This window comes from Paenibacillus pini JCM 16418 (assembly GCF_000576305.1).
In the GTDB taxonomy this organism is placed as follows: domain Bacteria; phylum Bacillota; class Bacilli; order Paenibacillales; family Paenibacillaceae; genus Paenibacillus_AQ; species Paenibacillus_AQ pini.
The window spans coordinates 1-24,042 of the sequence record NZ_BAVZ01000004.1 but is presented as its reverse complement, the minus strand read 5'-3'; the positions used below and the strand labels follow the sequence as shown (position 1 = coordinate 24,042).

Here is a 24,042-nt window from a genome sequence, read left to right as displayed (position 1 = left end):
TTTAGAAAAATTAGTTAACGATGATTGTATTGCTATCGTTGTTGATCTTATTAACTGTTGATTCAATAAGAGCTTCTATAGATTCAATATCGATTTTAAACCCTTTAATCTTAAGAAAGTTAATTACGTATTGTTTTTTTTCTTCTCCACGACCAGAGCCTATATAGAGCTGCTCTGCTGCATGCACAGCGACATCTATCCACAAAGAAATTTGATTTTGTTGATTAATAGAAGTTTTACTTTTGATGTAAGGTACGATAATCGTAGTAATTATAGCAGCAGCAAGAATAACAATTGCCTGTACGATGGGTGTAAGATCAATCATGGTTGCTCATCTCCTTCAGTATTTTCAATTCTATTCATAGTGTGCTTACTAACATTTTCATTCTTGGCTTTCCAATAATAAAATCCAATTGCTGTAGCAACAGGCGCGCCAATAAAGGTAAGAAGGGCGCTTAACTCACTACTTGAATGAAATACAATATACCCACCTAGCAATACACCTGCAAAATATGTAGACATAACCATTGCTAATATAATCTTGCTGAATTCTATACTTTTCTTTTCTTGTTGTTTTGCAGTGAGTTTTCGTTTCACTGGTTTACGAGCAACCATTCTAAACGACCCCTAACTTTATGGCAGCTATGATAATACCCATGACTAGCGTGATAGCCGAGCCACCAATAGCTCTACGCATGAACTTTTGACCGTCTTCCATGTCTGAAATGCGTCGCGTATTATCTCTAGCAATCGTAAGAGCTTCAACTGCTAAATCTTTTGCATTAATAGCGCTATCTAGCTTTTTGTTCATGCCATCAACTACAGTCTCAACCCTTGTAATACGCTGTAGCATCTCTGTTTGTACTTCATCCATAATAGATACTCCCTCTCATTATCAGTTCTATAGAATACAAAAAGGGACTTCATTGAATGAAGTCTCTACTATGTTACGTAGAACTATATTTCTTTCCAGTAAAAACTTCCATCAGCTTTTCTTTTGCAAATAAATAGTTGATCTTCAACTCCATCAGTTTCTCGACGAAATATGTGACCCCTAGTATTCCAAGTTGACTCAGGTAAAGTTTCTACTGCGTCAAGCTTAATGGAAAGGGTTGTAATATCAACAGATTTCAATTTCGAGACTGATTGAGTTTCGGAACCGTAAGGAACTTCCGTGACAATGTTTGGAATTATGTACATAGCATAAATTGTTAAGTCCAGAGGAGCGTATGTAACAATATCAATGATATCAGAGGCTTGTCCTTTAATTTGTTGGATATGTGTAAACCTTTGATTCCCCGAAGGGATTATATAAGTTAAATCGTTTGTGTCTCCTGCAATATCAATATATACCTCATTAGACACTCCTGAATTATTTCTACCTACGATAATAAAGGAGTAGAAATCATGTTTATTTAAGGATTCAACTGTTCTCGTACGAAGCCTGTACTTTGCTCCCTTTGCTCCAATCTGTTTAATTCTACAACCTGAGATATACGGTAATTGTGAAAATGTCCATGTACCGTCTACTAATTCAAGATTACTTGGCACTCCATTAGGAGTAAGAGAATAAAAAGATGGATTAGACAATAAATTTGAGCCTGTACTACCGATATAAGGTACAGTTCTACGCTCATGAAGATAGTTCAAGTCTTGGTATGGAGTATAATCATAATGTGATTTAACCGTTACACATCCGATAGGGTCAACATATGCTGCACCGATAGTTCCACCTTCATGATTGACCTGAGTACGATGGTTACGAGCTCCTAAAATAATATCTCTGGAGTATATAGAGTCTTTATCTACGACAATTACATACCCATTGGATAAATCATAGTCGATAATTGCATAATGTGATAATTGGCAACCATCAATTAAAATTCCAGCGCTGTGATTTTTAATGCCTACGAACGACTCAAAAGACATTTCTACATGACTATCTGTAATGGATACAGCGTGACATTGATCAAGAATAATCAAAGGAGAAGTGATTTTAGAGTTAGCAAGCCTTGATTCACTCGCAACCATAGCTTCAGTTCTACCCTTACTAGCATCCGCAACTGGAACACTCTGGGGAGTTCTTTCAAATGCACAACTTTTAATATTAACAGTATCACATCTAACCAATTCTAAAATGGGTCTGTTAGTAATAGTTCTACTAAAAAAATTATTTGAAAACTCAGTACATAATACAGAATTGATTATTTTCACTCCAGTACCTCGATAGCCCCATTCTTCCCAAAATCGACAATTACGGAATGAAACCATATAAGAACCTTGACCTTTGGTTTTATCTTGATCCGCAATATCTCCGTCAATTAATACGCCATATCCACCTTCACCGCATGAACTAGAAAAGAAGCGCTCAAACATTTGATGAGCTCCTTGAGGTAGATGAATGCCACTACCATTCCTATGATTAATATAGAAATCTTGAAATAATATAGTTTCTGCCATATTCTTGTCACTATATATAGCAAATTCGTTGCCTGTGTAAACTATTCCGCTATCATACATTCCATCGCCAACAATCTTAAACCCACGACCTTGTGTAGCTAACGTATTCGGTCTGTCTTGATTCGGAAGTATAAGGGTCTTTGTTGTTCTATATTTTCCTATTGGTAAGTATATTCCCTCATAACCTTCAGCATATGCTATGTCGATTGCTGATTGAATAGCATTGGTGTCGTCTATGATACCATCGCCTACTGCTTTAGTTGTTAATACATTCAGCCCCTTTCTATTACGCAAGGCTTTAAGTGATCTGTTTAATGCTGTTGTAACAACGCCATCATTTAAATTCATTGTACAATTACCGCCTTGGCACTCACTGTACCAGCACCTGTTGGTTTTTGCCATTTTATTCTTAACATAAATCCCGCTGGTTTTGAATAAGTAACTACCTCTCCAGTATTAACTATATCAACTATATCCATTACTCCACTCTGCCTAATTCCTTGTTTTTGGTACTCATTGCCTGATGAATCAACCAAGAATGCGCTAAGAGTAGATTTTGTACCGACAGGATCAGAAGAGATAAAAGGTATATTTATAGTCTTTTCATCTAGTACAGTATAGTCTTTTATCCCTGCTGTACTAGATTTATCAATAAATACAAACTCCTCGTGAGAGGATTTAAATGCCACAAATAATGCACCATTTTTACCTTCCGAGTATTCGTAGTTATCTGTATCTCGATTAAAATGTTGGGGCGCAAATGTACCTGACGATGCTGTCTGAAGGGGTTTATTATGAGCAGCCATTTTAATATTCACATCCTTATTAGTATTTTTTATTACTATAATTTAATTATTAAAATCGTATAGGTTTTCTGTAAGATATTCTTCAATCTCATCCTTTAAATCGGGTCGTTTAGAAATTACATACTTGTACTCGTAGACTCCATCAATAATACGTTGTCCCATATATGCGCCCATTTAAGATGTACCTCCCTTAAGTATCATGTCGTCCATTGCTTTCTGTAATAATTCCAGCTTGCTTGCTAGTTCGAGATAACCTTGCGGAAGATTCTTTTTATCTGCTTCCTTCTTCAATTCCTCATCTAAAATAGGCTGATCCATTTCCCAACGGTAGTATCCTGCGTTAATTCCTATTGGTAGTTCTGGATATTCGACTTCCATATAACCATCATGCTTATACGTAATAGCATCTTCAATGATTTTTGTTTGTTCATTAACTTTTAGATAAAATTTCATATTATTTACCTCCATAGAGTTGCTATCGTTTTACTACTCCCTAATTTTCCTTGTTCTTTAGCAAAACCTAATCCAAGAGAAGATTGTATTTCAGAAATTGAATTAGTGCTTTTGAAGGCTGTTCTACTAGAAGCGTATATAGTTAAAAAAGGACTAATTGCATTAACAGTGGCTAAAAAGTTAGTATCAGGCTAAATGAAGTACTATTACAGCCACTTGTAGGTAGAGTGCTTGGGTCACTTAGCTTCGTAAACGTATCGCCCGTAATTTTATATCTTGTAAAGTAGGGAAATGAATTTAGAGAGACACCAAGATAGTTGCTATCAGAACTAAAATCAACACTATAGCAAGTTCCATCTGGAATATCAATTGGATTTGCAATCTTCGTAAATGTGTCTCCGTCTCTCTTATAAATGATGATGTATGGTGATGACGAACTCGCAAATGCTAAAAATTTATTATCATTACTAAAGGCTACTCCAAAGCAAGTGTCTGTCGGTAATATACTTGGATTTGTGATTTTCGTAAGTGTATCTCCACTTCTTTTGTAAATTGATAAGTAAGGAGCAGTGGATTGTCCTACGGCTACATAATTATTATCAGAACTAAAAGAGATGCAATTACATTGACCTGATGGCAGTGCAGAAGGATTTGCGAGCCTTGTAAACGTATCTCCACTTCGTTTATGTATACTTATATATGGAGATTGATAGGTCGCTACACCTAAGTAGTTACCATCAGGACTAAAAGATAAGTCCATAATAAAACTTGATACACTTGCCTTGTTAGTGAGTTTGGTAAATGTATCACCAGTTCTTTTATATATTGTCGCAGAATAAGACATACTTTCTGCAATGCTTAAATAAACACCGTCAGGACTAAAAGCTACATCCGTAACAGATGCAAGAGGTAAATCAGTTGGATCTGCAAGCTTTATAAAATTCGAACCATTTTTCTTATAAATTGTAATATATGGCGAAGTTGAGTGTGCGACACAGAGGTAATTACCATCGTTACTAAAAGCCACATCATTCGCGTTTCCTGTAGGTAAAATATCGGGATTAGGAATTTTCGATAACGCAATGGGCGATATCTTTATTGAAACTGGATCATTAGTATTAATAGTCTCAGCAAAAGGAATGATCTCATTTAATTGTCCGTTTATAGATGACGATAAAGTTTTTATACCATCCGTTAACTCCTTAAATGAATTAGGGGAAGTTCCTGCAACCGTTCCCCCTTTTTCGATGATAGCGGCACGTACATTATTTTTCCCATCACCTAACGAGGTAAAAAGCTCATTAATAGCCTCAACTGTATTCGTTTTCTTTGAAGTCAGTAAATTACTAAGTGTACCTACTTGAGCACTTACTTTATTATCTGTGTATGTATTTGCTTTTGTTTCAGCACTTGTTGCTTTAGCTTGAGCTCCAGTAATTGTCTCTAAATTATTAGGTAGATCAATTGCTGTATGATTATGACTAATAGGTGCAAAATTAGCAGTTGCTTCTTCTTTCGAATATGACCCTACCTGTGATGCAGTAACTGCATGTGGATTGCTTTTGTTTGCAATATGACTCTCAACTTCAGGTTTACCTGAAATCGTGTCCCAAGTAACAGATGTTGATGTCTGCATAAGTAATTGCCAGTAAGAAGAATTTGTTGGGAGTATTCCTGTTGATTGAACAATATTCTGATACACTCCACTGTCATAAACAACGATATTTAATGGTTTATAAGCCAAAGTGTTACTATAAGTACCTCTATTGATAAGAGAAGTACCAACTTCAATTGCTTTCTCCGCTTTATCTTTAGCATAATCTCCTTGCGCTTTAGCATAATCTCCTTGAGTCTGAGCAAATGTTGCCTTTGTATTTGCGCTAGTCGCTGCGTTATTAGCTGAGGTAGTTGCTGTATTCGCATTATCTCTTGCTGTATTGGCTTGAGTAGTAGCCGTATTCGCGTTTGAAATGGCTGATGCTACACTTACTAAAGTTGTCCAGTTTACCACGGTTGTTAATGCTTTATTTAGAGTTCCATCTAAAATACACATGTAAAGAGTTTGATTTAAACTATCAACAACAATATCCCCGAAATTATACGTTGTTGAAGTAGAATAGGTTCCTAGCCAATTCATATTGGTTAGCTTTCTCCAATAGCTTGTATTAGTTGGAAGGTTACCTGTCGTGTTACTAATACACATATAAGTCGAACCATTATAATAAATGATGTTTCGAACTACATAAGCAGTTGAGGCATTATATATTCCTTTATGCACTAAAGAATCAGCTACACCTAATGCATAGTCACCTTGTTGCTGAGCATATGTAGCCTTAACGTTAGCATTATCCCTTGCATTGTTCGCAGCAGTGGTTGCACTGTTAGCTAAAGAGGTCGCTGTATTTGCATTGTCTTTAGCCGTATTAGCCAGTGTAGATGCTGTATTAGCTAAAGCCCCCTGTGATTTGGCATAGTCACCTTGAGTCTGAGCATAAGTGGCCTTAGTGTCGGCTAACGTCGCTTTATCATTAGCATTAATTGTTGCTTGCTTTGTATCTTTCATCAAGTTAGAAAGCTCAGAAATTTTTTCGAGCGAAGAAGAACTTTTGTCAACAATATCTTTTAATGTTTCAAGAACTTCTCCATCTTGCTCCTGTGTCCATATCCTAGCTGAGCTAACATAGTGATTACCTCTGCCTTTGTATGTCAGACTTAAGGTTAGTCCTTCTGCTGAATTACTAAAAGAAATAATACCTTCATTATAATCAACGATATATTCTTTATCCTTTAATGAACTATTATTTGTTCGTGGGACTTCAAACATATTCGGTATTTTAACTTTATTATCGAAATCAGGTATTTCACTAAGTAGTATTGTCCCATTAATTACTTTCTTAGATTCGCTAATATCAATATATTGATCGCCACTAGTTCCAGCTCGGTATTTCGTTATGGTGCTTTTTCCAAAATCAAATGATGACATGTCATTCCTCCTTATAATAAAATAAAGATCCTTATATGAATAAAGGCTCTTCTGTATTGTTGTATATTTGACTTCTTTTTTTTCTATGAACCAACAAATGTACGCATATATAAGGCCGCATTAATTCTACCTAATTGATTTGATGTTAACTCAATCGTATGCCATCCTGTTGTTTGTATCCATTGCGTGATATTTACATTGCTATCGCTATAATAGGACGTGCTATTTCTAACGATACCGTCAATCTTAATTTGTACGCCACTTGCATAGCTACTCTCATAAATTCCATAGTCAATGGCGTGAGTATGCGATGGAATATATACTTGGTGTTCGTGAGAAGGAATATATACACTATGGTCATGCGAGGGCATATAAATATTATGATAATGGTCTCCCAAATAAACCGAATGTTGATGATTTCCTGAAGGAACCCAAGTTCTAGGTACTCCATTAATATCTTTGAATACCGTACCCTCAGGCCATCCATGATTATGCCCACCTGATCCATAATAAGAGCCTTCAGTTTGAGTGGAACCCGAAATGTACGTAGATCCTGTGGTTGTTAAATCAATTCTCGTACTTTGAGCTGTAGTAACATTACCTCCGCCTGAAGATGAGGTTGTTGCACCCCCACCACCATAAGATGCTCCTTTACTATATGCCTGAAACGTTCAAGGGAAAAATTAAGCATGATTTCATCATATCTCATCGTTTTAGGCGCAATATAAAACTTAATTTTTAGTGGATGTTCTGAATCAACATTATCGACTAACTGAATTGTATCTGTTTGTAAAATACCAGTTTCATCTAGTACCACATTTCCACTCGCACCAAGTATTTTTAGGCCATATCGATTTGGTAGATACTCTCCAAGTTGGATTCTTATAGAGCCTAGTTTATCTTTAATGGTTAGGAGATTTCCTTCAATATTAAACGTGCCATTGTCGTCTGTAATAATTAATTTATTCCCGAGTAAAATCTTTCCCACTAATCGGTCTGCGTATATTCCATTTGGTGTAATTGCCATCTTCCAAGAATTTCCATTATCATTTGAGAGAGCTATTTGACCATGCTGCATGATAAGTAATTTATTTGCGTCAGCAGGATCTCTTATAATAATTCCTCGCCTACTAATACTCACATCTTCATTAACTCCAGCAGTAATATCTCGCTTAACAGCGTCCCACGTATTATTCAATATTTTAGTAACATCATCTGCTGTAGCCTTTGCATCATCCCATTTATATTGATTCATATTGACGCTATTTGACATGCTAATATTTTTCAGATGATCTTTCATGAAACGTTCTTCATCGGATAGTAGTTCGTTAACATTAGAGATCGTTACGCTTATCGTTGCATCGGCATAATTGAAATCAATATCCGTTACATTTGCTTTAATATGTATTCCTAAATCTTCGTGTTCTGCTGTGATAACATCACCAATATCAAGTCTGTCCCAGTTATGTTTTTCAGTTAAGATCTCATAAAAGTTGACTAAAGAAATGGTTGCAACGATCTTAGGTTCACGCATTTTTTCAAATTTCTTCTTACCGTCTTCCAGTAAGGTAGCTGCATCCGTGTAATTTGAGTCAGACATTTCTTGTTCAATGATAAATTGATTGAGTTCTATTAACTGGTTGACAGTTAAGTTGCTTTCCATTCTCAACAGTTTACCAAGAGCATTTATTGCAGATACAGTAGAAGCAATCTGATTTTTAATTGTATCAATTTCTGAATTCTTTGAGTTAATTTGAGCCAACTTGTTGTTCTTTTGTATAATAAGTGCAGCCGTAGGTTTTCCTGTCCCGTTCGCAGTATCAAGTTGGTCTGATAAGATATTAAGCTCTGTATTAAGTGTTGATAATTCGGTTTGTTTTTTTGTTAAGTTTCTCTTCTTGGGTTGACTTTTGCTTCAATAAATTAGAGTAATCAGATGTTTTACTTTCAACTAGCTTATTATATTTGTTTAAAGCAATACATAATTCATCACTCATATAAAAACTATGTGAAGTAATATTTCCTTTATCATCTATAGCAAACGGATACATAAAATAAGAGAAATCTTGAATGAAATTACCACCTAGCGGATTAACCTCTTGAATGGACATATCATCTTTACCGAATAGTTTCAGACGAGTACAAAATTCATCTAAGTTAAGTTCTTGGGTAATCCCTTGCATAAGTTTTCCGTATTTTGTTTTAAAACCCTTATTCGAGCCATATGTGTCTGGATCATAGAGATTGACTTGTCGTTTAACCGTATCCCATACAATTAGCGCTGTGAAAGTAGAAGCAATTTGTTGAACTGCACTGAGAACACTTCCAGTAAAGTCGAAAGTACGGTACTTCAGATCAAATTGAGCATCCACATAGCCTACATTCCAGATAGTAGATTGAAGCATATCAACTAATATTTGAGTGGCATTATATGAGACAACACTATAGTTCTTAATGAGTTTAGTCGATAACTCAAATGGCAAACTAAAACACTCAACTTTAATCGTATCCATATCATCCATCGTTTTAATGATTTTGTTAATGAGGTAATACTCGATATGCTTACCTTTTTCAACTCGGATATGATATTTTTCTTTTATTAAATCGACATGTTTATTTTTAACTCTTTTATTTTTTTTAGATAAAAATAGAGGGACAGAAAATGTTAATTCATTCACGTTTCCTCGGCTTAATTTTTGACTATCACTAGTTGCTTCACTTAAATTTGCAATCGTAGTTCTTTTCAAATCAGGCCTACATAAAAAATATTTAGGCTTGATGATGTCAGAATCTATAATATCAATCATTTAGAATTTCTCCTTAGTATAACGATGAGAATTGGTAAATCCACTGGATTTTACAATTACCATAAATTTTTATGTAATTATTCCCTTCGGTGAAATAAGGGTACTTACCAGACGTATCATCAAAATGATAGGTTAGGGGTATGTTCGAACTAATATCTTCTGTATCTGAATCAATTTCTATAAATTCTCCATGAACTAGATTCTTAATTAAAAATTCTTTACCCCTATTAGAATAATTAACGATTTTAACTTCTCCAGCGCCTACTTTTTCTAATTTAATGATAGGTTTGCATGGTAATGTACCGAGGTTATTGATTGTGAAATCCATACCATCTGATGTATTAAGGCTATAGTCGTAAATTCCAGATTGATATATAGGAGAATACGTATAGGGACTGATGTTTCTCATCTCAATGGTGATGTATCCTTGTTTTAAAGCATTGTGAATCAGTTTTACTTCCCCTGTATATAAAGTGTAGTACCATTTATTAAGATTATCCGAAAAGTAAAGAGGTTTATAGTAAGGTTGATTAGCCAACCAGCTACTTACATGCTTTAATTTTTCCTCGTTAAAATCAGCTACAAAAGCAAAAGTTAGTTTAAGCGTAATTGGATTACGATTTTTCTCCATATAATATGGAGCATCTTTACCTCGAATCGTTATTTCTTTAATATTTTGTTCAGGTAAGAAGTTCTCCTCTAACATTCCTGTTTCAAGGTTTACATTGATAATTCCCATTTCATCACTTCTTTTTCCGTCATAAACAAAATACAAACTTTCAGCTACCGTCATTCATTCACCTCCACATAAAAAAGAGTGGGAATATTGAATCCCACTCAGTACCATTTATCTGCCTAATTTCTTCATACCTTTTTGAATTTTACTAAAGACTGTTTGTGCGCCACTTTCATCACCAATAATTTTATCAATTCGGATATTCATGTAAACATCTCCTTCTTTAAAAGAATTGTCTCTAGAATCTAACCCATTGTTTTTTGTTATATTCTGCATTGATGGATAATTCGGTTGAGTAAGATCTCTATTAAGAATGACTGCTTTAATTAAATTAGCAGTGTCATCTTTTTTAAGGACTAATTCCTTTTCATGTGCTAGAAGATACTTTCCTCCAGAGAAAGAAGGTGTCATTCCACCTGTTTCAGCAGAAAATATATCTTTAGTTTTCAACTCACTATAACTTCCATCTGGAAATCCGTATTTTGTACGCAAGGAGTCATTTTGAGCTTTCAGGTTATCTAATTGTGACTTTAATTTTGCTATATCTGCCGAATTAGGTTTTGTTTTATTTAGAGTAACAACCTGCTGAGTAATAGATTCTGCGGATTTCTTGTTATTGAGATAGCTATTCCATGCAGCAACCTTCTCTTTACTGGTATCACTATTGGTTGAAGGTGATGAAGGAGTGTAACCAGATTTAAAGTCGTTATTTTCAGAATAATCACTATTTGAGTATTTTTGAAGCATTTCTAAACTCTTTTGAAGCGTATAGTTTAGATTTTCAAATTCTTGGTTCGTATCGAAGACATGACTCTTCAATTGACCAAAATAAGTATCATAACCTGTTTGCATCTCAGCTAAAGTGGTTTTGACTACCTCAGAATCTTTACTTAGCAATCCTTGTTTTAAATCATAAAAATACTTCTCGTTATCAAGAATGTCGCTATATTTCTGCTCTACAGCCTTCTTTTCTTTTTCAATATTATCTAATGTATCTTTGTTTAGTTGATCTTCGTCTTCACTAATTTTATCCGTATGTTTTTTATGATCATCTAGTTGGTCTTGAAGATTCTGTTTTCGTAATTCACGGTCACGATCCAGTTTAAATTTATCTATCTCTTCGTTCTTAGCATCCAATTGCTCTTGAAGTTCTTTTTTCTTAGCCTTACCCTCTATTGAATCATCTCGTGCATATTTATTGATGTCGTCGGATAATTTTTGACGATCTTTGAGTTTTTTGTTTAATTCACTCTCATAATCATCCTTGTTATTCTGCAAATCAAGCATTTTTAATTGAGCATTAATGACATCTTCAAATAACTTATTCTCTTCATCAAGGTTCTTTTTTATTTGATCATGACGTTTATTTTCAATCTCTGTGCGCTTATCTAGAGCATCCGTTTCAAGCTTCTGTTGTTTCTGCAACATGTTCTTGTATTCATCTATGATTCTATCTGCTGCACTTTGACGAAGTTGAGCCATTCTTTCAATATTCGTCTTAATTGCTGCTTCGTTATCTAACCATGCAGTTGTTTCAGCCTGTAATTGCAAAATTAATTCTTTTTTATTTGCGGCAGTTAATTTATTATTCTGAAGCTGTAAATTAATAAGATCAATTTTAGATTGATGTTCTTTTTGTTCTTGTTTTAGTAAAGGAATTTGAGCTTGAAGCGCATCGTTATATTCTTTTGTTCCTTCGGTCATCAACCCCATTTTAGCAGTTGATTCATCGAGTTTATTTTTAAGTACATCAATTTTGCCAGTATATACATCTAATCTACTAATAATTATAGAAAATGATTTTTCTTGCTTTTGCTTTTCAATCTCAAGTCGCTTAAGTTCATTATCTGCAATCTGCTTATCAAATTCTCCAGCCGTTATCTTTTTATTCTGAACAAGCCATTTAACGTTATTGTTGTTAAGATCTAGCTCTTTTTGTTGTTTATCCATGAAAGCAATCTGAGCTAGTTCTTCAGCTTGCCATTCTTTTGAAGCTTCAATATATTGTGATTGCTTAACTTGTGATTTTGATATCAGATTATCATAATTACCAATTTTATTCTGTGACTCTAAAATAACATCATCTATATATTTAACTTTATTTTGATATATCTTTAATTCAGTATCAGAGAGTTGTGAGGTTGCCTCTAGAATCGCTTGATTCTTATCGCTTTCTGAAGCATTTTTAATTCTCACTTTAGTTTTACTAGAGCTAGAACTAGAGCTAGAAACAGTGACATTTGAAGAACTTGCACCACTTATTCGTTTAGCGCCCTGATACTTTGGAGCCCAATACGAACTATTGATGTCAGATTCTTTAAGTCCACTATTTCCCATTTGAAGCATTTTTCCATTACCAGAATAAATGCCAACGTGAGAATTAGCCTTTCCTGTTGTATTGAAGAAAACCAAGTCGCCTTCTTGGAGGTCTTCTTTTTTAACACTAGTGCCTTTTTTTGCCTGCTCTGCGGCTGTTCGAGGTAACTTAATGTCTAAGAATTCTTTAAACATTTCCTGTACAAATTGAGAACAATCACTAGTAGCTCCCTGAACAAATTGATTAAATGTTCCCTTGTATTCACCACTGACTTGTTTATATGTAAATTTCCCTTGCAATTCTTTTCCTGTGGACAGAAGAGAAGAGACACCTGAATTGTTAGATGAATAATCAGAACCAGAAGAGGAGGAATCACTTGGCACTTTAGTTGTCGTTGTTACTTTCTGCGCTAAAAGTTTGTTTGGATTCTTAATTCCATCTTTAAGTAGTGATCGTTGCTCTTCTAATAACTTATTTTCTTGCGCTATAGAATCTCGATATGCTTTAGATCCTTGCTTAATACGACTGCGCTTATTTTCAAGATCACTCAGTTCATTTTTAATTGCAGCCAGTCTTTTTTGGGTCTCTGTGAGCAGTTCATTTGTTTCACTGATTGTATTATTAGATTCTTTTTGCTTCTTTTTGTCTTCAGTTTTAGTGTTAAAGAATGATAAAGGTTGGTTAAGTACTTTGATCTTCGCCTGTAATGCTTCCGTGTCCGTATTAAACGAATCCAATGCTTTTTGTTCTTCATTCGTAAGAGCAGAACCGAACATCCAATTATCCAAAGGTTGTTTTGTAGCGATCATATTCTCAAAATATTGCCGATATAGATCTTGTTTCTTAATTAACTCACTCCGAGTTACTTCGATTGAGTCAATAGAATTCTGATATTCATCAATTCTAGCTTTGCGTTCAATCTCAGCAACTTTTTTTAATAATTCACCCTTGTTGAAAGTGAGATCATTCGTTTGAGCTAAGTAAGAAGCCAGTTGAGGATACTTATCTATAAGGCTCACAATGGTGTCTGCTGATAAGCTTTCACCTTTGTTTAACGTTTCATAAGCTGAAGCTAGATTAGATAATGAGTCAACCGTTTCTTCAAACCCTTTGTTAAGTTCCTCAGTTAGTTCTTCCGCGGTTTTTGTTCCTTCAGTTAGCTTTCCCATTGCGCCAGTTAATTGATCAAACTGATCACTATTTAACTGCATAAGCTGATCATTGTAATCTTTTTGGTTCTTTTCAAGATCTGCGTAATCTGTTTTTAAGACTTCAAGCTGATTGGATACCTTATAAATCTTTTTAGTATACATATGAGATGTATCTAGGTCTAAAGCCGAATCCTTTTTCTTTTGTAATTCTTTAAGTTCCTTTTCTTTCGCAATAAGTTGATTATATTTATCTATCTTTTCTTTATCATTGGTTTCAATTTGTCCTTTAAGCTTCTCTTTGTTGGCTGCTCTGTCAGCTTCGGTTTTTTGATTAATTAAATCAATTTCATGATTAAGTGCTGCTTCACTCATGCCAGCCGCTTTGAGTCTAGCAAGTCCACCTTCTTGTACCGTTTCGTTAAGAACTTGCTCTATTTCCGCAAGTTGTTTTTTAACATCTTGTTGTTGTTTATTAGACAATGTTTGCTTTGTAGATAGTTTATTATATGTATCATAAGCTTTAACGACTTTTGGTAAGAATTCAGCCTGTCTATTCTGCTGACTTATTAGTTGATTATTTGCTGCGATTTCATCTTTAATTTTTTGTGTTGTGTCTCTGTGTTGTTTTTCTGCCGCTCCAGCACTGACAGCCCAAACTGCTAGCGCTCCTACAAGTATGGTTAAACCGCCTGTCATGAGACCCATCGTAACTGTTGCCGCTGCTTGTGCAGTAGCTAGTCCTCCAGTAGCAATAGTTGCCCCTTCAGTAGCAACAATTGAGGTTGAGGTAGCAGCCGTTTTTTGCACAGTAGATAATGTCATTCCATTTGATGATATTATATTAACACTATTTGCAGCAGTGTTCGCCGCAGTAGCAGCTACATCTGCAACCTTTGCAGTCCGTAATACCCCAAGTGCTGTAATAAAATTAATTATAGGTTGTTTAGCTAATGCAGCAACTCCAGCTAAACCAACAAACGCGGCACTAGCTCCGATTACTCCACTAGGTATTTTGTTAATTCCTAACAATAACTGGTCAATCACATCTAAGATTCCTTTTAGTGTGCTACGTAAACCATTATCACCAGCCGTATTAAATATCTCTAAGAATGATGTTTTTACTTGAGAAGATTTACGTTGAATCGTATCCATTTGAGTCATTAAATATTCAACTGTACTACCAGTTGAATTAATAGATTTAGATGTGCCAAGAAGTATGTCACCAGCATTCAGCGATGCAGCTAGTTTTGCATATTGATATACACCACGAGAAATGTCCGCATAAGATTGTGTAAGATCATAATTTTTATCGGTAACAGATATCGATAAATCGAGTAGAATATCTTCAGCTTTACGCCATTGTTCGACACCATTAACAACATCCTTAGTTTTTACTCCAAGTCGCTCAAGTTCTTTAACGGCTTTATCTGTCCGAATTGTACCTAGTACCGTCTTCCACATGTTACCCAAGTTTTCACCACTGAGGGCTGTATTACGGACACCAGAAGATACGAGACCATTCATAAAATCAAAGGAAACGCCAGTTTCTGAAGCTATTTTACCCATTCGTTCAAATGCTGCGCCTAAATCCTTTGCAGGAGCCATAGTTTCATGGGCTACCTTTGACCATGAATCGAGAATACGATTACCATACAATTGCGCGTCTGCTGTATTTTTTAGCTGTACTCCATACTGAGCAAGTACAGATTCCATGGATTTTGTGGCATCTTCAAGTGAGACTAAGTCTACCGTCGAGAGCATGGTAGACTGACGAACTAATTCTTGCACGACACCAACGTCTTTATACATACGACCCCATAAACGAGCCGATTCCGTTACTTCTCCTATTTCAGCACCAAGAGCATGTGCTGTGATAATAAATTGCTTGGTTTGGTCATTCACTTTTTTAGTGTCTAATCCGTCACCATCTAAAGATTTAAAGTAATGTTCGTTTGTTTGGATATAACCAGCCATTTTAGACTCAATGTCAATCATACCTTTAAAGCCTTCTGAGATAGCATTAAACACACCATAAATTGCGGTGTGCACAGCCATGAAAACAGGTACATGTGAGGCTAGCTTAGTAGCACTATTAATGAAAGCTGAGATGCCAGTCGTACTTGCTTTAGCAGATTGACCTACATCATTAAAAGCTCTAGAAATATCTCTCATTTTATTTGCTAAATTGGGATCAGCGACATTTAAATTTCGAGTCTGCAAAATAGAGTTATCAAGTTTTTGAGCGTTGTCTAATGAAAGTTTTTGTGATCCCATTTTAGCATAGGACTCTTCATACTTTCGTTGAAACTCCTTAAGCTGATTGAGCTTTTTGGAATATTGTTCTCGTTCAGAATCAGCATTTTTTTGTATTGCACGTTGCTGAGCCTCATTTGTTTTTCGTTCTTCTTCTCTAACTCGAATTTCAGATTTCATTCGACCATCGGATATTTTTTGAATATCACTTAATTGTTTGGCGTAATCTCTTGTTTGAGCATATTTATTAACAATACCTTCTGAATCAGCAGTGGCTGTTAATTTCTGACCTGTCGGACTAACATATGTATTCTTGTAGCCAGTTATAGCTCCTGTACCATTTTTAATGGTCTGAGCGCTTGTTTTATTAAAGCCAACCAATTCTTTTTCAAGTTGTTGAATTGTCTTTCTTTGAGCTTCATATGCGGATGTTTCTTGGTTGAGTTTTTGTTTATGTTCATCAACTTTTTTGTTCGTTTGTGTAATGATTGATCCATTTGCTAAATGTTTCTCCCTTACTTTTTCAATCGAGCCATCTAATTTTTTGTATGTAGTTATTGTTTCATTAACCACTTGATTTTGCTTTTGAAGAGCTTGATCTAATTTTTTCGTTACTTCTATAAAACTATTAATAGTCTTTGTAAAGCTTTGATCGATATTAATCTTAACGTTTAATTTTTGTAATGATGGATTTTTAGATAGTTTCTCTAATTCCTTATTGATATCCGTAACGGCGGTGTTTTTTAAACCAACAGATATCAATATTCTTAAACTTTCACTCAAATGTGTTCACTTCCTTTCATATGATAAAAAAGGAAGTGACAATTGATACTTCCGTGGGTAGTAGCAAACAAAAAAGCCAACACCCTATTAGATGTTGACTGTTTCACCTACTAAATATAGAATTACTTTATATTTATGATATTAATTCCCATTAGCTTTATAATTGATGTTCTTCAGATAGGAGACATATTCATGTTCAAAAAATTATTAAATGGTGCTTATCTCCTACTATTAGCAATAGTTATTTCAGGATGTTCTTCCCCTTCACCTGTTAAAGAAGCTAAGGTAGAAGAATCTATTAATGATAAGGCAATTCAACTTATTAGCGAGGGTAAATTTAGAGAGAGTGCTAATATTATTGATGATGATCTTACTGCTAAATATGGTGATTGGGGTGAAGTAAAAATAGAATCAATTCCCCAAGAAGAACAAATGGAATTTAATTTGTTAACATATTCTCTAGCTGCTGAATCGGAAAGAGATGGATATTATCTAAACTCATACAACCGCTATAAAGAATTATTACCGATTGATGGTATTATTAATCAAGAAGAAATCGACTATAAAATAGCATACTTAGAACCAAAGGCCAAAGCTATAAAGGCAGAACCTGAGAGCAAATCAGGTGTAACTATCGGAATGAGTAAAGATCAAGTATTGAAATCATCTTGGGGTAAACCGAAAAAAGTATATAAAACAACAACAGCAACAGGTGTTGATGAGCAATGGGTCTATGGAAGTAATAATTACTTATACTTTTCAGATGGAAGACTTACTACAATTCAAAATTAAAAACATAAAGAGACCTATTTCTAAGGTCTCTTTTATTTAACTTCTACTGTAAGTCCTTGCCTCTTTAACCCTCGATAAAGTGAAGCAGTATGAATGCCTGTGTTAAGGAGCTCTTCCCTAGTAGCTTCAGTAAATGGTCTTGGAACGCCATTGAAAGGGAAGTCATATTGATAGCCTTTACCAGACTCCACAATTTCACTAACATTTCTCTCTTCATCCATACGATGGCTTTCTACAGATAGTGTGGTTTCATTGATTAAGTTAACAAGAATATTCCTATCGTCGGTTAATCCACCATGGCTTTTTTCTCGTTCATACATCTTTGGTGTATAAGGTATATAAACCTCATCATCCATCTTTTCCTTCATGGTGTTTTTTGTAGTATTAGCCACATCTATAAGTAGTGCGCTAGCTACTTTCTTTTTCAGAATCGCTTCCAACTGCTTTGGGTTCTGTATATCCATTTTCCACCTCAGTATCCTTAAGAAGTTGATTTAATGCATCAGACGATTTCTTAACCTTTTGGGTCAAATAATCAAGTTGATCTTGTGGAATTTCATTAAACACCTCATTGGTAATTCCTTTGTTTTTTAGTACTTTTGAAATTCTAATTAGTTCAACAATTTCATTCTCTTCAGTAATAGGAATATCAGTAAATTGTCTAAGAATTAGAGTTAAGTAAATTGAATAAACATTTCTAAGTTCTACATTCTGAGTATTTGATAGTTTTTCAATAATTGTACGAAAGTCATGAAGTAAGTCTTCAATGTCTGAGTCTTTAAAAGTAGTGTGAATATTAACTTCGTACTTATTATCTAGGATGCTAATTTTCTTTGTCTTGTCTAATTCCTTTTCAAATCTATTTAGATCAATAAGTGTTAACTTTTTTTGTTGAGTCATATATACATCTCCCTATATTTTTTATTAAAATAAATGAAAAAACCCTTTTAGAGAAAAGGTTGGTTTGTGACAATAGATTGATTAATTTTTATTATTTTTACTGCATAAAATCAAATTTTTCTATTTCATTATTTAGAATATTATCTATTTTATTTATATCCCAATAAGGGATTACAATTAACTTCAAGTTGTTTCTTTTACAATAGTCTATTTTTATTGAATCATTATATATTTGTTTCTTATAATACTCATCTGACTTTAAAGGATTACTCGACCATCCAGTATTTTTATAATGCTGTTTACCATTAAATTCAATCAAGAATATAAGGTTGTCTATTTCTGAAAATACAGCAAAGTCGAAGGGAAGTGGTTTTTTATTTTTACAGTCGTCAAATCGAAATTGTTGTTGATACTTTATCTTTTTAAAATTTAAATAGGATCTTATTCTATCTTCACCCAAAGACGTGGACTTACAAGAACATCCCATATGTCCATTTAATAAATGGTTGGGCTTAGCTGAAAATAAAGTTAAACAATCCGTACAATACACCTGAACTTTTACTTTAGAATTGATATATTGACTTTGCATATCATACTTATTGCCATGCACTAAAAATAATTCACTCTCAAATTTGGTATTTGATTTTGTTTGTTTTTTAACAGTATTTTCTTTACTGCAAAATCTGCAACCCTTTTGAGAAATAAAGTTTCCCCAAGTTATTTTTTGAATCCCTCTGTCTTGGTGCTTTAAGCATATATATGACAAGTCGCTTTCGTTATTGACGTATTCTTTAGATATAAGCTTCAGATTTTTAGCCTTAAAAGCAGATACAACATCTACATAAAGGTTCTTTCTTGCTTCGCTTCCTTTATTACGACCGCATTGAGGACAAAATTGACCATTTTTAATTTCGTTCCAACTTTTATTAAATAGCCCATGAATAATGCATTTGAATTCTAATGGTTCCATTCCATTTTTTGCTTCTGTGCTAATTAATTCAATTCCAATAGTTTTATTTTTAAGATATAACTTAATGTTGTCAAATGTATATGGATTAGATCTAAAAAATCTTGCTGGTAGAGAATTTCGACGTTTTATAACTCTTAAATTATCATCCGATAAAGCATAGATATAGGCATCTACATCCTTATATGTATTTCTATCATCTGTGGAATAATTCGATACCTTTTCAAGCTTTAGTTTATCTAATTTATTCATCCGAATATTTTGTTCTTTTCTTCAGCAAAATCCCGTAAGTCATAGTGTGCGATAGTAGTGGCTATATTCTCATGATGTGCAACGAATTTTGAAACTAGTTCAATGGGTATCTTTTTAACTTCAAGCAAATATGTGACGCAAGAAGCTTTGAATAGATGAGGATTAATTCTTCTGTTCAATATATTTGATAATGTTTCTTTGCAGAAATCATTTGTCCAAGATTCAGAAATAGGACTTATTTGGCCTCCGTACTTTACTGTAAATATATAATCATGTTCATATCCTCTTTTTTCAAACCATAAATTAATATACTTTAATGCTTCTTCATTAATCATATACGGTTCTTGTTTTCCATCCTCTCCACGACCTTTTAAGCGTATGATATGAGACATAACATAATTGCTTCCTTCAGGAATCGGATACTTGGCTATTTCAGCTTTGAATTGAGGAATCTCAGCTCTCCGTGCCCCAACATTAAAAGCAAACGCTACCCAAGCAGCACCCAAATAATTTTCATCATCGATTAGTGTTTTCATTATTAAGTCATAGTCATCTTTACTTATTTTGACCTTATGGAATACATGATTTTTTGTAACAGCAGGGAGACCACGGGTAAAATTACGGAACGTTTTATAGTTATCATCATCATCAGCGACTACATTCTCTATATAGTTGCAAAGACTAGAGACACAGGCTTTTTTTAGATTAATACCACTTGAAGACATTTTTCTTGTTTCACGTAGAAAGCTTATGTACCTTAGAAAATCACGTTTAGAGATTTTATGAAATGGCTTATTATTCATATTTTTAAAAACATAATATCCAAATTGCCTTAAACCTGATTTGTATTGTTCTTTTGTTTTAGGGCTATGTTCCTGTACTGAGATGTACTCTTCAACTAGACTACGATAGTCCTCGTTTACCATTTGCCACTTCTCGTCATCAATAGGTGTTAGCTTTTCTGCAATATTTCTTAACATATTTTTATTAATTTCACTCACTTAAATCATTCCTTCCTAACTCAAAACAACACCTGTGCATAAAACATCCATTTCATCTTATTAAAAAAATGTGTCTAAAGACACTTTATATAACTCTCTTACTTAGAAGAAGGCTTTAGAAAATGCCCTAAAAATAGAAAGTTGACCACTCTTTAGTGAGTAGCCAACTATTGTTTTGAAATCTTAGTCTTCCTTATAATTCTATGTATTGTGTCGCTGATAGAAAGACTCCTAAAGCTTTGACAGTGCGCCCTCGTCATAAATAGTCATTTCATAGGTCTTAGTGCCCCTAGAAGCTTAAGGATTTCTAATGGAATATCAAACACAGAAGGATCTCCATCTGCACTTGTGTCTATTTTCCAGTTATCTTCCATTTTCGCCTTAAAAATTTCAATTTGAGCCGCATAGTCTTCTTCATTAACCGTATCACGAACTAGGCAGTCAAGAATGACTTTATATGAGCCAGCAAACTTATCCGTAGAAACTGTTATAGTCTTAGCAGTGGAATCTGTAGCAACTCTGTAATAAGCAACGATATCTGTACCATCGGGTAACTCAGTAGCGAAGAAGGTTAGTGTCTTTGCAGCTAAAGTATATTTTGTTGCTGCTACTGTTCCAGTAGTAAATGTAATTTCTTCACCATGAGTACCATCAGGGTTCAAAATATATACACTGATAAGACCATTGGATGCTTCTACAGGCGTATAATCTAAAATAGCTTTGTTCATGTTAACTTTTAACTCTTGACGTTGTACAATATTTTTAACTCCTGTTTTAATATCATTTCCAGTCATCATTGCAATTACTTCATTGGTAAATACGCAGTCTTGAAGAGTTACTTTACCTCCACGATTCCCAGAGAACCCAACTACTTTAGTATTTCCTCGACCACCTTGTGAGTATTTTGTTTCACCACTATTTTCAATCCCAGCAGTCTTCAAATTCGGTAGTTGTACTTTTGCTTTACCAGTTTTTAAATCATAAAATGTAGCAAGTGCTACTTCTTTAATTGCCCAGATATTTGGTGTTGTCATTAATAATTCACTCCATTTTTTATGGTTTGTTAGCCCAATGCATATCAGCCATTTTAATATTTTTACTGTCAATTGTTCCTGCATAGATAGCGGATAAGGTGTGATGGTAGTTGTCAATATTGTTAGTAGTAAAAAAACCATTGTAAATTTGATAGATATTTAAATCAAGAATTTCTTTTATAGAAACCCCATTAGACTTCCATGAAAGGCCTGAAACAATACTAACTAAGGTCATTTTTTCCTTTGGTGTTGGTTGTTGTTTTCTTTGTTTAAGGATCAAATCTATCATTGCTTGTGCTCGTGAGTCTTTAGGGTTAAACTCTGGTTTATTATTAGTTTTAAGATGGTGAACAGTCTTCAATATAAGCTGAAAATTGTCAAAGTTTTTAAAATTAAGAATTAAGCCATTGCTAGGGAATATTATAGAAACCCCTTCTATATCCTCATACATTTCAGGCTCTTCCATGAAAAAAAGACGCAACGCAGAGAACGCGGCATCTTTAAACTCAGTATCATGGTAGCAGTTTGCATAAAATATATCGAAGTTGGTTATTCGATCATCTATGGCCTTATTTATTGAGGTTTTGTCAATTAAAAATAGAGAGACATAAAGGTTATAGGTAGAGAGCCCAATGTCCACTGCCTTTATAAATGGAGTAGGATAGTATAGCAAACCATTCCCAATATCAATAGGAAGATTAGCTAATAGTTTAGCCTCAATATCTTCTGAAATAAGATTATTCAATTTTGATCACAAACCTTATAAACGATATACAGTCCAATATAGTCTGTGTTAATATAAAATTCATCCATTTTATAAAATTCTAATTTTCCAAATCCAATCCCACGGCTGTTATTCAGCAATTTATCTATTTCAGAGATCATAAAATCATATCTAAGAAAGCCGTGATCAGTTTTTACCTTGTCCCTGTGAGTAAATGCATAGATGTATAAATAACCAGACTTAAACATTTTATTACTTGTTTTTCTGTAATCCCTAAAACCCATTGTTATATAAGAGTTTTTATCTGTTTGAACGTCAGGTACTCTATTATAAGGAAAAATCTTGTCATAAAACAGAACGGATGTATCTTCAATGTCTGGCTGATCCAAGAAATTATCTTCAGAATAATACAATGCTTTGCAAAGATTCTGGGAGTCAGCCAACTTGAGCATTATTGTAGCTTTGTCTTTACTTAAGTTCTCTAATTTACTCAGTTTCACTCACTCCTAAATTGCAGATTTAACTTGTATTTGTTTTGAATTAATAATGGTCTTATCAGCACTAGCTACATTCATTAACACGTATCCGATATTATCTCCACGCACAATGCATGAGTTATTCGATTGAGAAGTAATTGTGGCAAGGTTAGTCGGGTTACCATTGACATCAGTTAAGCTAAACCAAGCCTCTGAAACAATACTTTGACCATTGCCCTTGAAGACACATGTAAATTCTTTAGATTTAGACTTGGTGATGATAAATTTATTAGTTGTAGAATTGTCGAATATATCTACTGTAAGTTTGTGTGAATCTTTACTATTGACAACTACAGTAATCCGTTTGTACGATTCTTTATAATTTACTGTTATCACAACTGATCCTTCGGATACAGATGATATTAAACCGTCATTATCTACTGTACATATAGATTGATCAGATGATGAGAAGGAGAGGATAGGATTAATAAGAGTGATTCCGTTGTTTTTTACTTCTGTATGTAGTTGGTAAGATTCAGAAGGTTTCAGTAAAACACTTATTTTATCTACTGTAATTTCATAGTTAGGATTAACATAATCAGCAACACGCAATGATGTATTATCTTTTACGCTATCAGTTGGAGTAACTTCTAACACGGCAGTAATTAAATGGGGATCAAGCCTATCTATATCTGTAATTTTCCAAGTACGCCTGTCAAATATAAACCGTTTCTCTTTATCAAACGAAATTGTATGATCATTATTTTGAAAGATTATATTTCGACGTTCATTATCTAACTTCATAACACGGTCTTCTTTAATACCAGAATTACTCATAGTATCAGAAATGTAAGCAAACCATGTTTCATGAATGTATCCATATTGATCTTGCCATTTAAGAGAAGATGGACATTTAGACATCTTACCACGGCAGTATATCTCTTGATTATCATCCATCTCAGTAATAAGCCAGTCGTTTTCCATCCAGACTATATGATCACCTGCTTTAAAAACTTCATCAGGTCTAGATATTATTTTTTAGAATTTTTGTCTGATATATCCATTGATTAGTGCTTGAGTATAGTGCCCATTTATTACGATAGAAAAGGAAATGTTTTTGAAATCAGATGTAAACTTCATGTTTTTT

21 protein-coding genes are annotated in these 24,042 nt (G+C 34.1%); 1 reads left to right on the top strand and 20 read right to left on the bottom strand.

The features are described from left to right. Window positions 1-10: 10 nt before the first annotated feature. The 12 genes from JCM16418_RS07280 to JCM16418_RS07220 form a co-directional block, all read right to left on the bottom strand. The gene (locus JCM16418_RS07280) at window positions 11-325 is read right to left on the bottom strand and encodes a phage holin, LLH family (protein WP_036647224.1); all 315 of its coding nucleotides are present in this window, start codon (window positions 323-325) and stop codon (window positions 11-13) included. Continuing rightward, window positions 322-615, bottom strand: a complete 294-nt coding sequence (locus JCM16418_RS07275; RefSeq protein WP_036647223.1) for a hypothetical protein — start codon at window positions 613-615, stop codon at window positions 322-324. Before JCM16418_RS07275 ends, JCM16418_RS07280 begins: the two co-directional genes overlap by 4 nt. A gap of 1 nt (window position 616) precedes the next feature. Next, window positions 617-874, bottom strand: a complete 258-nt coding sequence (locus JCM16418_RS07270) for a hypothetical protein (RefSeq protein ID WP_036647221.1) — start codon at window positions 872-874, stop codon at window positions 617-619. Between the two features lie 83 nt (window positions 875-957). After that, a complete protein-coding gene (locus JCM16418_RS07265; RefSeq protein ID WP_081765349.1) occupies window positions 958-2,808 on the bottom strand; it encodes a glycosyl hydrolase family 28-related protein in 1,851 nt (616 codons plus the stop codon). Continuing rightward, on the bottom strand, window positions 2,805-3,266 hold the full coding sequence (locus tag JCM16418_RS07260; RefSeq protein ID WP_036647218.1) for a hypothetical protein: 462 nt from the start codon (window positions 3,264-3,266) through the stop codon (window positions 2,805-2,807). Before JCM16418_RS07260 ends, JCM16418_RS07265 begins: the two co-directional genes overlap by 4 nt. 42 nt (window positions 3,267-3,308) lie before the next feature. After that, window positions 3,309-3,440 carry a hypothetical protein gene (locus JCM16418_RS26320; protein ID WP_256203047.1) on the bottom strand — a complete coding sequence of 44 codons (132 nt, stop codon included), beginning with the start codon at window positions 3,438-3,440 and terminating at the stop codon, window positions 3,309-3,311. Beyond that, complete coding sequence (locus JCM16418_RS07255; protein WP_036647216.1) at window positions 3,441-3,719, bottom strand: hypothetical protein; 279 nt, start codon at window positions 3,717-3,719, stop codon at window positions 3,441-3,443. Between the two features lie 172 nt (window positions 3,720-3,891). Beyond that, entirely contained in the window at window positions 3,892-6,702 is a 2,811-nt protein-coding gene (locus tag JCM16418_RS23595; RefSeq protein WP_052020108.1) for a WD40 repeat domain-containing protein, read from the bottom strand. Between the two features lie 562 nt (window positions 6,703-7,264). Further along, complete coding sequence (locus JCM16418_RS07235; RefSeq protein WP_036647209.1) at window positions 7,265-8,464, bottom strand: phage tail spike protein; 1,200 nt, start codon at window positions 8,462-8,464, stop codon at window positions 7,265-7,267. A 91-nt stretch (window positions 8,465-8,555) separates the two neighbouring features. Next, window positions 8,556-9,509 (bottom strand): phage tail spike protein, encoded by a 954-nt coding sequence (locus tag JCM16418_RS07230; RefSeq protein ID WP_036647208.1) that lies wholly within the window; start codon window positions 9,507-9,509, stop codon window positions 8,556-8,558. 13 nt (window positions 9,510-9,522) lie between these two features. After that, window positions 9,523-10,302 (bottom strand): phage tail domain-containing protein, encoded by a 780-nt coding sequence (locus JCM16418_RS23590; protein WP_052020107.1) that lies wholly within the window; start codon window positions 10,300-10,302, stop codon window positions 9,523-9,525. Between the two features lie 54 nt (window positions 10,303-10,356). Then, a complete protein-coding gene (locus JCM16418_RS07220) occupies window positions 10,357-16,749 on the bottom strand; it encodes a phage tail tape measure protein (protein ID WP_036647206.1) in 6,393 nt (2,130 codons plus the stop codon). A 192-nt stretch (window positions 16,750-16,941) separates the two neighbouring features. On the opposite strand from JCM16418_RS07220, the gene JCM16418_RS07215 reads away from it, so the two are divergent. Then, a complete protein-coding gene (locus JCM16418_RS07215; protein WP_036647204.1) occupies window positions 16,942-17,541 on the top strand; it encodes a hypothetical protein in 600 nt (199 codons plus the stop codon). 32 nt (window positions 17,542-17,573) lie between these two features. On the opposite strand, the gene JCM16418_RS07210 is transcribed toward JCM16418_RS07215, so the two are convergent. From JCM16418_RS07210 to JCM16418_RS07175, 8 genes are all read right to left on the bottom strand, one after another. Further along, window positions 17,574-17,981 (bottom strand): YomN family phage-derived protein, encoded by a 408-nt coding sequence (locus tag JCM16418_RS07210; RefSeq protein ID WP_242403743.1) that lies wholly within the window; start codon window positions 17,979-17,981, stop codon window positions 17,574-17,576. Then, window positions 17,950-18,441 (bottom strand): YomO family phage-derived protein, encoded by a 492-nt coding sequence (locus tag JCM16418_RS07205; RefSeq protein ID WP_036647202.1) that lies wholly within the window; start codon window positions 18,439-18,441, stop codon window positions 17,950-17,952. The genes JCM16418_RS07210 and JCM16418_RS07205 overlap by 32 nt, the downstream gene beginning before the upstream one ends. A 97-nt stretch (window positions 18,442-18,538) precedes the next feature. Continuing rightward, the gene (locus JCM16418_RS07200) at window positions 18,539-19,660 is read right to left on the bottom strand and encodes a hypothetical protein (protein WP_036647201.1); all 1,122 of its coding nucleotides are present in this window, start codon (window positions 19,658-19,660) and stop codon (window positions 18,539-18,541) included. Beyond that, window positions 19,657-20,640: a tyrosine-type recombinase/integrase gene (locus JCM16418_RS07195; protein ID WP_036647749.1), complete on the bottom strand. Its 984-nt coding sequence runs from the start codon at window positions 20,638-20,640 to the stop codon at window positions 19,657-19,659. The genes JCM16418_RS07200 and JCM16418_RS07195 overlap by 4 nt, the downstream gene beginning before the upstream one ends. A 287-nt stretch (window positions 20,641-20,927) precedes the next feature. Then, window positions 20,928-21,695 (bottom strand): YomU family phage tail tube protein, encoded by a 768-nt coding sequence (locus tag JCM16418_RS07190; RefSeq protein WP_036647200.1) that lies wholly within the window; start codon window positions 21,693-21,695, stop codon window positions 20,928-20,930. A 19-nt stretch (window positions 21,696-21,714) separates the two neighbouring features. Next, window positions 21,715-22,440 carry a hypothetical protein gene (locus JCM16418_RS07185; RefSeq protein WP_036647199.1) on the bottom strand — a complete coding sequence of 242 codons (726 nt, stop codon included), beginning with the start codon at window positions 22,438-22,440 and terminating at the stop codon, window positions 21,715-21,717. Beyond that, the gene (locus tag JCM16418_RS07180; protein ID WP_242403742.1) at window positions 22,437-22,919 is read right to left on the bottom strand and encodes a YomW family phage-derived protein; all 483 of its coding nucleotides are present in this window, start codon (window positions 22,917-22,919) and stop codon (window positions 22,437-22,439) included. Before JCM16418_RS07180 ends, JCM16418_RS07185 begins: the two co-directional genes overlap by 4 nt. Window positions 22,920-22,925: 6 nt before the next feature. Next, window positions 22,926-23,879: an Ig-like domain-containing protein gene (locus JCM16418_RS07175; RefSeq protein ID WP_036647198.1), complete on the bottom strand. Its 954-nt coding sequence runs from the start codon at window positions 23,877-23,879 to the stop codon at window positions 22,926-22,928. Between the last annotated feature and the right edge of the window lie 163 nt (window positions 23,880-24,042).

What these genes read in the sequence shown, in the direction of transcription:
- JCM16418_RS07280 (WP_036647224.1), bottom strand. Translation starts at nt 325, where the DNA reads ATGATTGATCTTACACCCATCGTACAGGCAATTGTTATTCTTGCTGCT.
- JCM16418_RS07275 (WP_036647223.1), bottom strand. Translation starts at nt 615, where the DNA reads ATGGTTGCTCGTAAACCAGTGAAACGAAAACTCACTGCAAAACAACAA.
- JCM16418_RS07270 (WP_036647221.1), bottom strand. Translation starts at nt 874, where the DNA reads ATGGATGAAGTACAAACAGAGATGCTACAGCGTATTACAAGGGTTGAG.
- JCM16418_RS07265 (WP_081765349.1), bottom strand. Translation starts at nt 2,808, where the DNA reads ATGAATTTAAATGATGGCGTTGTTACAACAGCATTAAACAGATCACTT.
- JCM16418_RS07260 (WP_036647218.1), bottom strand. Translation starts at nt 3,266, where the DNA reads ATGGCTGCTCATAATAAACCCCTTCAGACAGCATCGTCAGGTACATTT.
- JCM16418_RS26320 (WP_256203047.1), bottom strand. Translation starts at nt 3,440, where the DNA reads ATGGGCGCATATATGGGACAACGTATTATTGATGGAGTCTACGAGTAC.
- JCM16418_RS07255 (WP_036647216.1), bottom strand. Translation starts at nt 3,719, where the DNA reads ATGAAATTTTATCTAAAAGTTAATGAACAAACAAAAATCATTGAAGAT.
- JCM16418_RS23595 (WP_052020108.1), bottom strand. Translation starts at nt 6,702, where the DNA reads ATGTCATCATTTGATTTTGGAAAAAGCACCATAACGAAATACCGAGCT.
- JCM16418_RS07230 (WP_036647208.1), bottom strand. Translation starts at nt 9,509, where the DNA reads ATGATTGATATTATAGATTCTGACATCATCAAGCCTAAATATTTTTTA.
- JCM16418_RS23590 (WP_052020107.1), bottom strand. Translation starts at nt 10,302, where the DNA reads ATGACGGTAGCTGAAAGTTTGTATTTTGTTTATGACGGAAAAAGAAGT.
- JCM16418_RS07215 (WP_036647204.1), top strand. Translation starts at nt 16,942, where the DNA reads ATGTTCAAAAAATTATTAAATGGTGCTTATCTCCTACTATTAGCAATA.
- JCM16418_RS07205 (WP_036647202.1), bottom strand. Translation starts at nt 18,441, where the DNA reads ATGACTCAACAAAAAAAGTTAACACTTATTGATCTAAATAGATTTGAA.
- JCM16418_RS07200 (WP_036647201.1), bottom strand. Translation starts at nt 19,660, where the DNA reads ATGAATAAATTAGATAAACTAAAGCTTGAAAAGGTATCGAATTATTCC.
- JCM16418_RS07195 (WP_036647749.1), bottom strand. Translation starts at nt 20,640, where the DNA reads ATGTTAAGAAATATTGCAGAAAAGCTAACACCTATTGATGACGAGAAG.
- JCM16418_RS07190 (WP_036647200.1), bottom strand. Translation starts at nt 21,695, where the DNA reads ATGACAACACCAAATATCTGGGCAATTAAAGAAGTAGCACTTGCTACA.
- JCM16418_RS07175 (WP_036647198.1), bottom strand. Translation starts at nt 23,879, where the DNA reads ATGGAAAACGACTGGCTTATTACTGAGATGGATGATAATCAAGAGATA.